The organism is Candidatus Vicinibacter affinis (genome assembly GCA_016714365.1).
GTDB classification, from domain to species: domain Bacteria; phylum Bacteroidota; class Bacteroidia; order Chitinophagales; family Saprospiraceae; genus Vicinibacter; species Vicinibacter affinis.
Map to the genome: position 1 here is coordinate 3,253,539 of JADJNH010000005.1, position 12,549 is coordinate 3,266,087.

Sequence of the window (12,549 nt, forward strand, 5' to 3'; positions counted from 1 at the left end):
AATATTTTAATATACAAAATAAATATATAGAAATATTTATATATGATTTTTTTACAAATACAAAAGGCCGGCTAAAAGCCGGCCTTCTTGTGTATGTAATTGGTTGTTAGTAGATTATGTTTTTTTAAGCCTATCTGGATTGTCAATCCCGGATGATCATTTTTCTTACCTTGGATCCCAAATGGGTCTCCAGTTTGTACATGTATATACCCGGCTGCCCTATTTCATGGCGATGCAGACTGATTTGATTCATGCCCTTATTCAGGTAAAGTTCTTTCTTGTGAATCAATTGTCCAGTGGCATCAAACACACTTAATTGAGCTTTACAGGCAACTGACAATTCCACCGGGATAAAGGTCTGACCTGCATAAGGGTTGGGAATATTCTGACCAAGCGTAAAGAAATCTTCTGTAAAAATTCCTCCCTTCGCTTTTAATACCAATTCGAAAACTCCTCCTTCTGTAGCATACACCTCCGGACGCATGGATTCGCGATCCAATTCAATGGAATTCAAAGCCTCCACATTACGAGTCTCCAGATAAAATAATACCTGACCGGTATTCATTTTGATACTTTCAGGACTGTGCCAGCTAATCTTTAATGTCCCTTTTTCAGCATTAAAATTAAATGCCTCCATTTTAATTCCACCAGATACTGGCACCATGTTTTCCTTCACGTGAAGGCTTAACTGGAATCCTTCCAAATTAATATCTTCAGTCAACAGCACCGGAATCAAATAGGATTCTGCAACAGGAATCGGAGTACCCAGATTAAAGTTATAGATCTTACTTGATCGGGAAGTGTTTTGGTTCACAAGATTGACGTTGGCAGAATTGTCAACATCTCCTGTTTTGACTCCCACAAAATTCAATTGATCGAATTGATCAGTAAGATCTTTCACGTCCAGCTGTTCCTTTCCATCCCATGGTTCTTTTTCATCTCCAAAAGCAAATTTGGTTGAGAAGAATCTCCATATTTTTTGATTCGGAAAATAATCTTTGACACCCAATACTACCTTTCTTAGATCTGCAATGTCACGAGCTGTAATTGTTTTAGTATTGTTTACATCTGCAGCCAATAATTTGTATGGAGAGTCCAGTTCTTTTACACCCAAAATATGTTTTTGGATCAATAAGATATCGTATGTGGACACACCGTTCCCTGCGAAGTCGTTACGCTCTACTACAAAATGTTCTGTCTCTTTAACCAGCAAATCATTGAATGCATACTGACCATTTTGATTGGTGTTTACCAATTTGAGCATTTGATTATTTTTATCGAATGCAATGACTTCTGCTGCCGGTATGGATGTTTGATCCGCTCTTGAGATCTGACCACTCGCATTGGCAAAATTTCGACCACATACATTTTGATTATCCTGTATTCTGATGCTGGTCTCACAATAATCCTGGTTACCTGCCTCATCTGTTACATACAACCTTACCGTAAAGATTACGAATGCCTGCTTTTTAAGACTGTCACAAGTATAGGTAATGGACTTATTGTTTACATCTTCACTGAATGAAAATCTAAGATTCTCTTTTTGTGTACAGTTGTCAAAACTGTTTATATCCAGATCTTTAGCCCAAACAGTTATATTTCCTGTAGTCGGCATTACTACCGTGTTTATTCCCGAGTAGCAATATGGTGTTGGTTTTTTGCAATCCTTCAAAATGAAAACCTGATCACAGCTGCTGAAATTTCCACACTGATCCGATACAATCCATTTTACTTTGTGGGTCCCTACCGGCAATACTCCGGTCACTCTGTTACCATTGGCAAGAGGTTCATAACTTCCATCATTGCCTATATCTAATCTATAGGACCATTTTAAATCAGAAGTATTGGTACAGTCATCATCTGCAATACCGGTGAGATCATAATTCACCAGACAATTCTGATTTCTTGGATCATAATAGGCTGAATTATCACATATCCTTGCTGTATCGCAAGTATATATTGTAGGTGGTTCCGAATTGGAGATATAAATGATTTGATTGAATTCCCAAATTCCATCATATTTATTTTTGTTGAACTGACACCAGTCTACCACTGTCCACTTCCTGAGTATTTTATAACACACACTGTCCAGCAAAGTAAGCTTTGTGTCTGCATAATTAGCCGCTACCTGTGCGCAGTTGGTGTTCAAAAATTTTGGAGCACCTGTATTATTTGGATGCACCACTGCTGAACGGCAAGAATTTATAGCAACCAGAGTATCGGGCCATTTAATATCATTTATGCTAAATGGCCTTGGATTCCAAACAAAAATCCTTTGTGTATCAACCGAAACAAAACCTTGTTTGTCCCTGGCTGTAAAAATTCTGTAAATGACACCCTGATTACAGACTAAATCATAAATAGCCGTATCAGTAACTGTCACCGAACAATTATCATATGCATATCCATCAATGCCTGCTTCATATTTTGGCGGACTGTAATAGTAATCTCTTATGATGATGGGCTTTCTGTCTGCCTGACTGGTTTTAATTCCACCGAAAACATTCAAATCACTTCTGTCGAATTCACATGAGATGGTCAGATCAGAAGGTGCAATAATGATCGGCGCTTCTTTTTCCTGAACGGTAGCTTCTACCATGCAGGTATTTTTATTTCCATAGGCATCGGTTACTTCAAGAGCAATCATAATTACATTTCCAACATCCAGGCAACAGAACTCTACGTAAGGGCCAAACCTATGAGTTCCATTGTTGCAGGTACTGTCCATTCTTCTTACATTGAATTCCAGAATTCCGCAGTTATCGATAGAACCATCGTCAAATGTTTCTGCAAACGCCTTGGCCGTACCATCCGATGTAAGAGAAATAACGGTCTTCTGATCACAAATGGCAATTGGTAATAAATCATCCACTACACCGGCTTCGGTCTGATGTTCTCTTGAATTGCCACACAAATCCGTCACTACATAAATAACCCAAATCCTGCCTTGTGGTGCTCCCCTCAGGTAATAACAACTGTCTGTTTTATTGAATACAATATAGTCTTTGCTCTTTGGTAATGGGTTACCAGTTTGTTCATCCATTAATTTCACATATACATCATATACCCAGTTTCCGCAATCTGTTACTGAATCCGGTCTCGGCAATTTGTAATCGGTGACACAGGTATAAGGTGCCATCCCTACTGTAAATTCTGCAGGCGCCTTAAATTGAGGTGCTTCATCATCTACCACCTTAATGATCTGATTGTGTTCATATATATCTCCTGAACACCAATCAAGAATTACCCATCTGCGTAAAATTTTAAACGTATTAGGACAAATAGGAATTTTTAAATCTGTGTAAGATGCATTCAGCGTCGAACAAAATTTTGGCACAGGATGTCCCGTGTATGATGGATCAGGATTACCATTTGGAAGTTTTGGAAAAACATCTCCACAATGAATGTAGGCATGATCAATGCCATCATAATCTCTTGGATAAACAATGTCTATTGCTGTGGGGGTATAGATGCATATGGTATCAACACAAAAACTCTTATTACCAATCGCGTCTTGAGCATACCAACTGCGATAAATTTTCTTGAAGAAAGTAAAATTACATCCATTGTCCACAAGATGGTCCTCGTAATATAAATAAGCCAATCCACAGGCATCCCATCCTGAAACAATATAGCCATTTACCTTGGATGGATCTTTCCCAATAAAAAACAAACCCGGTGCTACAATTGGAAAACCCAATGAATCAGGAGAAATACTTCTTCCGCATCGGATGGTATCATTGCTGCATAAAAGATTGGGTGGAAGTTTATCTTCAATTTTTACTTTTCCCCAACACGAGTTTTTAGATGGAATGTGCCAGATCTTATAATCGTAGAACTTGTTGATGTCACTGGCATCAAAAATAATATCCGACTGGACCACACCTTTATACGAAACTTCTATGTAGTAGTCAGAAGGAGCACCTTGCATGTCCTCCAGAAGCATATCCGGAGACAAGGTAGCCCAACAGAACTCATCTAAGGAGACCTGGACCAGGTCATTGCAAGCCAACGGTGGCATGGCCTGAAGATTTTTCAAATGTGGAGATTTTCCTGCTACTTGCTCCGCCGGAGTAAAATAGAGAAAAAGGGTCAATAAAGACAACATCCACTTAGCTGGGGTAATAAATCGGTTCATGAATTAAGTTTTAAGATCATTGAGTAAACTACACGACGCACAAGTCGTCGCTCTCATGAATCAAATTATATACCAATTTTCTTTAATTTATTAATTTTTATCATATGAAATAATAAAAAAACACACATTAATAACTGATTAGCAGTTATTTATACTTTACATAAATAAAAATGTAAAAAATAATTTATATGATTAAAAATCACCATATTTTGAATCCGGAGCGGATTCGGGCAGACTTTATCCTTTTAAAAGCAGGGTCTGATTGTAATTAGGGCTTATCCAGAATGGACCGAAGATATGCAGTCATCAGATCTACTCCTTTATTGAAGTGCAGGTTATTGTTAATGATCAAATCCAAATCTTCCTGAAATGGCTGGATGTACAATTCATAGGCCGGGGCCACATGGTGTTGATAACGGTACAATACATCTTCCAGGGGATAATTGCGTTCAGCCTGATCTCTTTTGATTCGCCGGATGATTCTCAGTTCGTCTTTGGCATGGATCAGTACTTTAAGGTCGAGCAGCTTACGAACTTCCTCTCTGTAAAATATAAAAAGTCCTTCTACAATATAAATCCTGGCAGGAACGATTTGAATGTCACCTGCAAGGGCAAGATCGTTGTTGAAAACATATTCCTTACGGGATACGGGTTCTTGTTTCAACAACCGATGTAAATCTCCTACAAAGGCATCCTGATCGATGGCATCCGGGATGTCAAAATTGATCACCCCCCTTTCATCTTTTTGTTGTTGTTCTCTGGGTTTGTAATAATTGTCTTCAGAAATTAACCCAAGTTCCTCCGGCTTAAAGACAGTCCTCAGGGCATTGATAAAGGCGGTCTTACCGGATCCACTGCCACCCGAAATGCCTATCAATATAGATTGTCTATCGCTCATTTTAAAAATCTTCGCAAATATTGAACTAATTGTTCTACTTTTCAAACTTAAAATTAGACCTGCAGATGTTAGACATTTTAAGAAGCTTGCTGGGAATATTGGTCCTGGTATTGATCTGTTACGCCCTAAGCGCCCACAGAAAAAAAATTGATTGGAAACTGGTAGGCACAGGTTTGTTGTTACAATTTGTTTTTGCCATCCTGGTATTGAAGATACCCATTGTAAAAAAATTATTCGAAGCGCTTGCCAGTATTTTTGTCGTGTTCCTGGACTTTACAAAAGAGGGTTCCCGTTTTTTATTCGGAAAGGAAATGATAGACAATATACCCGCCTATGGATATATTTTTGCCATCCAGGTCTTACCAACTGTCCTCTTCTTCTCTGCGTTTACCTCCATGCTTTACTACCTGGGTGTTCTTCAAAAGATAGTTTACGGAATTGCCTGGGTCATGAATCGGACGATGAGGCTTTCAGGCGCTGAGAGTCTTTCTGCGGCAGGAAATATTTTTCTGGGGCAAACGGAGGCCCCACTACTTATCAAGCCCTATATCGAGCATATGACCCGATCAGAAGTACTCTGTGTGATGGTTGGGGGAATGGCCACCATCGCCGGAGGTGTTTTGGCTGCCTATGTAGGATTCCTGGGTGGAACGGATCCGGTCCAGCAACAAATCTATGCGACTCACTTGCTCTCTGCCTCTATCATGTCCACACCTGCTGCCCTGGTGGCATCAAAAATGCTGTTACCTGAAACAGAACCTGAACAAATCAATTCGGAAATACACATTTCTAAAGATAAAATTGGTGCCAATCTTTTAGAAGCCATATCCAATGGAACATCCGATGGCCTTAGACTTGCAGTGAATGTGGGTGCCATGCTGATCGTATTTACGGCCTTGATTTACATGGTAAATTTTGTACTTCAAAATTCCATTGGAGAGTGGTTTGGTCTGAATGATATGGTGAAAGAATTTACGGATGGAAAGTATACCCACTTTTCGCTGCAATTTATTTTGGGGATGATTTGTTCTCCTCTGGCGTGGTTATTGGGAGTACCAGCTGCAGATATGATGTACGCAGGTCAATTGCTTGGAGAAAAAACCATCCTGAACGAATTCTACGCCTATACTACCATGGGTAATTTTAAACTCAACGGGTTGATGAGTGAACGGGGATTGATCATTTGCACCTATGCTTTATGTGGTTTTTCAAATTTTGCTTCCATTGGGATTCAGATCGGAGGAATAGGTGCACTTGCACCCAATCAGAAATCCACACTTGCGGAACTTGGCATCAAAGCACTTATTGGAGGGACCGTCGCTTGTTTTTTTACTGCGGCCATTGCAGGGCTTATCATTTAAAAAATCTTATCCAAAAAAATCAAAGCTCAAGAATTCCGGTAGGCAAATTCATGTGCAACTTCTTTTTTGATTCGTCTAGCCGGGTGATAAAGTTTTCGTGTATAGGTAGCAGAATTTCCCTGTTCTGATAATTTACTTTTGCGAGAATTTGTGATGGATATTCTTCTACTGAAATGATTTTTAATTCAGTTTTTGAAACTTCATCTACAATCGTATATCCTTCCAGTGCATGCAGTGCAGATCTAAAATGTTCCTTTTCCCGAATATTGGAGGGCAATGATTTTTCATCCAGATAAATGGTGGCCCCTCCAATTTTTCTGGCATGCTCAGGATCGTTCACATCTTCAAATTTAATAAAAAGTCTCCCTTCATCGCGATGACTTTCAATAAAAAATGGCACCGGACATCCATCCACTTTTATAAAAACTACCCCCGCTTTAAATACATATTTTTCCAACCCTTCTGTAAGCTCCGCAAAAATTTCTCCACGAACGCCATGCGCTTTAAAGGTCTGACCGACTGCTACAAAATTAATCATGTTGTCAATTGTGCTCGATGAGTGTTTGTCGCAGGATAAACCCACGCTCTGCCTTTTGTTTCCATCCCACAGACGGATTGTCTATACTGGTTTTCAACAACCAAAATTCACGATAGATCATGCCAACATTTTCCGCATATTTCGCTTCTGCAAAAATATAATTGTACAAATCATTGTCGTAATTGATCTCCTCTACTTCTGCAACTTTTGGGTATGTACTTTTTCCAATTGTCACATTCTTCAACAAATTTTTATAATAATAAGTATTCCCATTCCAGTATCTGAATGGCTCAAAGGGTTCTCCATTTATGAAAACGGAATTATTTTTTGAAATCAAGATATTTCCATCCCAGGACTTATTCTTTTGTACCGGAAATACCAGTCGGATAAAATCCAATCCGAATTCCGTTTTACGCAACATCGAATTATTCCTGGTAATAAAACTGTTGTCAATGAGTTCCCAATTTTTGCTGCTGTCACTGCGATAAAATAAATCTATCTCATAGACCGGTTCGTTGTCTTTATTTAAAAAACTGTCCCGCACCAATTCCATGATGTAAGAACTTGAGGAATCAATTTTAACGCCGATAGTTTTAGAATAATTTATAGAATCCACCTGATAGATCCAATATTGATCAATTGAAATTGGATAATAAGCTGAACCCAATGAGTTCAAATCAAGAGGGTCTGTTTCTTCTTTACAGGAGAAAATGGCGCCCATGCAAATGCCAAAAAGTAAAAGATTTAAACTAAGGTTGATCTTTTTCATTCACAACTTATTGAAATTGAAGATTTGCAAATAATGAATTCCGGATAATACCTCCACAGACCACGTCATCGCCTTCATAGACCACAGCCGACTGTCCGGGTGCAATTCCCTTAACTTTGGCATGAAAACTAACTTTTATTTTATCTTCCTCCATCAAGACATTTGAAACATGTCCGGGATCCTTATACCGCACCTTCGTCACCAGTTCTGTCTCCGGTGAAACCGAGGCATATTTTAACCAATTGATTTTACTGACCTCCATGGCAGGTCTGGAAAGCTCTTCCTCCTCACCCAAAACAACCGTATTGCTGTCGGGAAAATATCCGTTACAAACATCGGTTTACCGAATGCCATTCCCAGGCCCTTTCGCTGACCAATCGTGTAAAATGGATATCCTTCATGCTCTCCTAAGATTTTACCATGCTGATCTATAAATTTACCTCCACGGACCTGCGTTTCCAAACCTTCTACCCTTCTTTTCAAAAATCCGCGGTAGTCATTGTCCGGGACAAAGCAAATCTCGTAACTCTCTGCTTTTTTCGCTAAATTGTCATAACCCTGGTCATGGGCCATTTGTCTGATCTCGGTTTTAAGGAACTCGGCAAGCGGAAATTTGCTGCGTCTGAGGGCATCCTGCTCCAAACCCCAGAGGACATAAGATTGATCTTTGACCAGATCTCTGGCTTTCGAAACATAGTAACGCCCTTCCAGTTGATTGATACGGGCATAATGACCAGTCGCGATGAACTCACAATCCAGACCATCCGCACGCTTGAGCAAGGCATTCCATTTGATGTGTGTATTGCACAGGACACACGGATTAGGAGTACGACCCGCCAGATATTCTTCCACAAAATTGTCAATCACCGCATCCCCAAACTCGTCCCTGATATCCAGAATAAAATGGTGAAAACCCATGTCCACAGACACTTTCCGGGCATCCTGCAGAGAATCAAGCGAACAGCAACCAGTCTCCTTCTTGGAGCCTCCCGACGAACTGTAATCCCAGGTCTTCATGGTAATGCCGACCACCTCATAGCCCTGTTCATGCAGCATCATAGCAGCCACCGTGCTGTCTATGCCACCACTCATCGCCACCAATATCTTTCCATGCTTGCTCATGTCCTGTAAATCACAAAGTTAATATATTAGTAATAAAATTAATATATAAATAAGCCACAAATATTTTGCCCAATTTTTAGAAAAATTCAAGTCCGGTGTATATTTGCAATCCAATTCGGAAAACTGGTTAACGAATCAGCCGTAGAGGAACATCAAAATCCCCGTTTTTGTTGAGCTTTCACCTTCAGGATTACCGAAATAGCTACAATTTTAGTTATTTCATTTTGAAGAATGGACGAAGGGAATTTTTTTGTCATAAAACATCAAGAAGAAAATACCATCACGGTTTCTTACACCAAGGGGTATTTCTTGTGTAGCCATGGATTAATATTTTTAAAAATAATTATTAATATCCAGGCACTTAAAGTTTAAATTAAATTGCGGGAGCAGCTTTGTTGGTATAGCATCCCCAACACGTTGGGGACCAAGGTCGGGAACCACATTTTTTTACAACAATTGAATCAATGGATTCTTTTTAAAATATTGTTTTTTTATCATTGCGGGAGTAGCTCAGTTGGTAGAGCACGACCTTGCCAAGGTCGGGGTCGCGGGTTCGAGTCTCGTCTCCCGCTCATAGAAAATCCGCACAGCGGATTTTTTTTTGCCCAGGTGGTGGAATTGGTAGACACGCAGGACTTAAAATCCTGTGGGCAGTAATGTCCGTGCGGGTTCAAGTCCCGCCCCGGGTACTAGGTTCGGAGAAATCCGGACCTTTTTTATTTCAGTTGGGTCGAACATAGGTCGAACAAATTTTCTTGCTTTTCAATATCTTTAATTTGTTTATCAATTATAATTCGCATAAATCTTTAATTTTAAATAAAAATTAAAAGATGCTGGACTTTTCCAAAGTTGATGTAAACTCCAAGTTAAAAGATACTTCCTTTTGGACTATTGGATCATTTTTTGTAATTTTAACTGGATATGTTAGTTATTTCACATATTGCGTAATAAATAATATTCCATATTCAACACCAAACTTGTATTTGATTGTTGGCTTAGGGTTAATGAACTTAGTATATTGGGTATCCTTGTTCATTTCAATTGAAAATGGCAACGATTGGGATTCCTTAAAAACACTAATGGTTATTTCATATTTTACATATTTCACTTACTCCCCAATTACATTTATGTACATTTTAGGAATCTATTTTTTTTTACGGGCTGATGGCATCAGAAGAATTATTAATTTTAAGAAATTGCAAGAGGCAGAATTAAGAGCTGAGTCGGAACCCAAAATTTTATTTTTTGATAAATGGGATCCAGTTCTTAAAACAAGACTAAACTCTTTATTGTCATTATTAATTATTATATTGGCAGAACTTTTCGGAGGAATTAGTACAATAATTTATCTGGTTTCTAATTACTTAATGTATGAATTGGTTTACATGTTCCGTAATAAAAAAATTGAACCGTATCAAATAGTTATTAGCACAATTCTCGTTCCTTGTATGCTCACAAAATACTTTCTAAATGAAACAAATTTTTCAATATTTGGATTGTCAAAGTCTCAAATTAACTTGACATATCAGAATGGTTTAAGAGATAATAAGCTACTTGTTTTCCAAGACGCTACTTATTTGTATGTTAAGAATAGCATTGAAGATGATACTACGATTGCAATCTCAAGTAAAAATGTCAGCAGTTATTGTATTACTGGAGAAATAAAATATCCAAAACTACGTGGTATTTTAAACTCTAAAAAAAACACAGTGGGTAATATAGTAATTATTCCTGTAATTGATACTTGCCGACAATAAACTTATTATACATGATAAATATTTTTGTCAAGGCTCACTAAAATTAATCCAAAACCCTGATATGATATATTTTTCTTTAATATTAATATTACTTTGTAAGTTTGTCTATGGAAGTTATTTGTCTTGAAGATGAAGCTTTTTATACTTTAATTGACAGGGTCGTTGCTCGAATTAAGGACAAAGAAGGCATTAAAGAGGATAGGTGGATTTCCACAGAAGAAGCCATGAACAAGCTTAGGATAAAAAGCAAAACAACCTTACAAAAACTTCGAGATGAAAGCAAAATCCGATTTTCTCAACCGGAAAAGAAAATTATTCTTTATGACCGGAACTCTATTTACACTTATTTAGATCAAAACGCAAACAACTTATTATGACAGAAAACAACGAAAATCAGTTTATCAGAGGTTTTAATCAAGGGTATGTCCTTGCACAATTTGAACCAGATGTACTGACCTTAATATTAAAAAATTATAAACCCATTAATTCGTATTTCTCTGGTCTGTCTTTCGGCCAGAAAGAATTTATATTAGATCAAACTTTTAACGCAATCTCTTATTTGAGAAAATCAAAGACATTAGAGAAGGATTCCAGGTAAATCTAAATGAAAATAATTTCAATTTTGTTTATAGCCATAAATAATTTTTATATTCCGCTCTAATTATCGTATCCGTCCAATCTACAACCGATTGCTGAAGAGACTTCCAATTATGAGGCAATAATTCTGCGATTCGATTAATGGAATGGTTCTTTAAGCTACTTAAATAATACATGGAATCATTTCAAGATTATATTAACTGGATTAATAGACAAATTTCAGGATGGAAACGTCTAGAGTCCTTACTAGGCTTAGCTTTGAGGCAATTGAAAGGTTATGAATAAAAAATGTGCTTTTACTGCTCAAGCTCAATTGTTAGGAAAAATGGATTTAAAAATGGTAAGCAACAGTATAAATGTTATACGTGCAGAAAGAACTTCTTGGGAGGTGACCGTTTGGAAAGTGTGCGATTGTGGCATGAATATGTTGAGAGTAAACAGACTTATGCCCAGTTAGCAGTCAAATATGGATGCTCTATACGCACGATTCAGCGCAAGATTGATGCATACGTTGTTTCATTTACAGCTCCTAAGGCCAGAGAAGTCATAGTTTTAATGGATACTTCCTACTGGGGGAGGAATTTTGGAGTAATGCTCTTTAAGGATTCTATAAGCGGGGAAAATCTGCTCAAGTATTATGTAAAATATGAAACAAATGCTATATCAGCAAGGAATACATGAGCTTAAAGATAAAGGATTTTCGATTTTAGCGATTGTTTGTGATGGGCGTAAAGGGTTAACACAATCATTCAAGGAAATTCCAATACAAATGTGCCAATTTCATCAAGCAGCTATCTTACGTAGATACCTGACAAAAAGACCAAAGTTACAATCTGCACGAGAGCATATGGAAGTGGCAGATTTAATGAAGCAAACAGATAAAGAATCATACACAGGAGTATTACAAATGTGGTTTGATAAATGGCAGTGGTTCTTAGATGAGCGCAGTACGAACTCCACTGCCGGCAAATCATTTTACACCTATAAAAGACTCCGCAGCGCAGCATGAAGCTTACAAAATAATCTTCCTTGGCTATTTACCTGGTATGATAATATTGAAATTGGCATACCAAATACAATAAACTCAATTGACGGACATTTTTCAGATTTAAATAACAAACTTCGCAACCACAATGGACTCTCACAAAATTGCAAACGTAAGTTTATTAATGAGTTTTTGAAGGTATGACAACCTCTAAAAATATCAATGAGCTGCGCATTAAACACAACCCATTGATTGACATTTTTGGCGGTCACTTACTTTATCCCCGGCATGTTGCTCTCCAGAAGAGCATGCTTCCGTTTCAATAAGTTTTACAAAGAAAACGAATCAAAACATGCAAACCTCATTCTAGAAAAATAAACAGCC

9 protein-coding genes, 2 tRNA genes and 2 pseudogenes are annotated in these 12,549 nt (G+C 37.9%); 8 read left to right on the forward strand and 5 right to left on the reverse strand.

Annotated elements, in window-relative coordinates; translation table 11 throughout:
• Positions 1 to 142 precede the first annotated feature (142 nt).
• Together IPJ53_12905 and IPJ53_12910 are read right to left on the reverse strand one after the other, a co-directional pair.
• Positions 143 to 4,138: a T9SS type A sorting domain-containing protein gene (locus IPJ53_12905; GenBank protein MBK7800000.1), complete on the reverse strand. Its 3,996-nt coding sequence runs from the start codon at positions 4,136 to 4,138 to the stop codon at positions 143 to 145.
• A 268-nt stretch (positions 4,139 to 4,406) separates the two neighbouring features.
• Complete coding sequence (locus IPJ53_12910; GenBank protein ID MBK7800001.1) at positions 4,407 to 5,036, reverse strand: uridine kinase; 630 nt, start codon at positions 5,034 to 5,036, stop codon at positions 4,407 to 4,409.
• A 65-nt stretch (positions 5,037 to 5,101) separates the two neighbouring features.
• Between IPJ53_12910 and IPJ53_12915 the strand changes: the two genes are divergently transcribed.
• Positions 5,102 to 6,397 carry a Na+ dependent nucleoside transporter gene (locus IPJ53_12915; protein ID MBK7800002.1) on the forward strand — a complete coding sequence of 432 codons (1,296 nt, stop codon included), beginning with the start codon at positions 5,102 to 5,104 and terminating at the stop codon, positions 6,395 to 6,397.
• Between the two features lie 19 nt (positions 6,398 to 6,416).
• Here the strand turns inward: IPJ53_12915 and IPJ53_12920 are convergent, their stop codons facing one another.
• From IPJ53_12920 to mnmA, 3 genes and pseudogenes are all read right to left on the reverse strand, one after another.
• Complete coding sequence (locus IPJ53_12920) at positions 6,417 to 6,935, reverse strand: hypothetical protein (GenBank protein MBK7800003.1); 519 nt, start codon at positions 6,933 to 6,935, stop codon at positions 6,417 to 6,419.
• Between the two features lie 4 nt (positions 6,936 to 6,939).
• Positions 6,940 to 7,704: a hypothetical protein gene (locus IPJ53_12925; protein ID MBK7800004.1), complete on the reverse strand. Its 765-nt coding sequence runs from the start codon at positions 7,702 to 7,704 to the stop codon at positions 6,940 to 6,942.
• Positions 7,705 to 7,711: 7 nt separating this feature from the next.
• Positions 7,712 to 8,826, reverse strand: a pseudogene (gene mnmA / locus IPJ53_12930) (tRNA 2-thiouridine(34) synthase MnmA).
• A gap of 499 nt (positions 8,827 to 9,325) precedes the next feature.
• On the opposite strand from mnmA, the gene IPJ53_12935 reads away from it, so the two are divergent.
• From IPJ53_12935 to IPJ53_12965, 7 genes and pseudogenes are all read left to right on the forward strand, one after another.
• A tRNA-Gly gene (locus IPJ53_12935) sits at positions 9,326 to 9,398 on the forward strand.
• 31 nt (positions 9,399 to 9,429) lie between these two features.
• Positions 9,430 to 9,515: transfer RNA gene (locus IPJ53_12940), tRNA-Leu, on the forward strand.
• 141 nt (positions 9,516 to 9,656) lie between these two features.
• Positions 9,657 to 10,583 carry a hypothetical protein gene (locus IPJ53_12945; protein ID MBK7800005.1) on the forward strand — a complete coding sequence of 309 codons (927 nt, stop codon included), beginning with the start codon at positions 9,657 to 9,659 and terminating at the stop codon, positions 10,581 to 10,583.
• Positions 10,584 to 10,690: 107 nt separating this feature from the next.
• The gene (locus IPJ53_12950; GenBank protein ID MBK7800006.1) at positions 10,691 to 10,960 is read left to right on the forward strand and encodes a helix-turn-helix domain-containing protein; all 270 of its coding nucleotides are present in this window, start codon (positions 10,691 to 10,693) and stop codon (positions 10,958 to 10,960) included.
• Positions 10,957 to 11,181: a hypothetical protein gene (locus tag IPJ53_12955; GenBank protein ID MBK7800007.1), complete on the forward strand. Its 225-nt coding sequence runs from the start codon at positions 10,957 to 10,959 to the stop codon at positions 11,179 to 11,181. Before IPJ53_12950 ends, IPJ53_12955 begins: the two co-directional genes overlap by 4 nt.
• Before the next feature lie 276 nt (positions 11,182 to 11,457).
• The gene (locus IPJ53_12960; protein ID MBK7800008.1) at positions 11,458 to 11,637 is read left to right on the forward strand and encodes a hypothetical protein; all 180 of its coding nucleotides are present in this window, start codon (positions 11,458 to 11,460) and stop codon (positions 11,635 to 11,637) included.
• Positions 11,577 to 12,369 (forward strand): annotated as a pseudogene (locus IPJ53_12965) (hypothetical protein). Before IPJ53_12960 ends, IPJ53_12965 begins: the two are co-directional and overlap by 61 nt.
• The last annotated feature ends 180 nt before the right edge of the window (positions 12,370 to 12,549 follow it).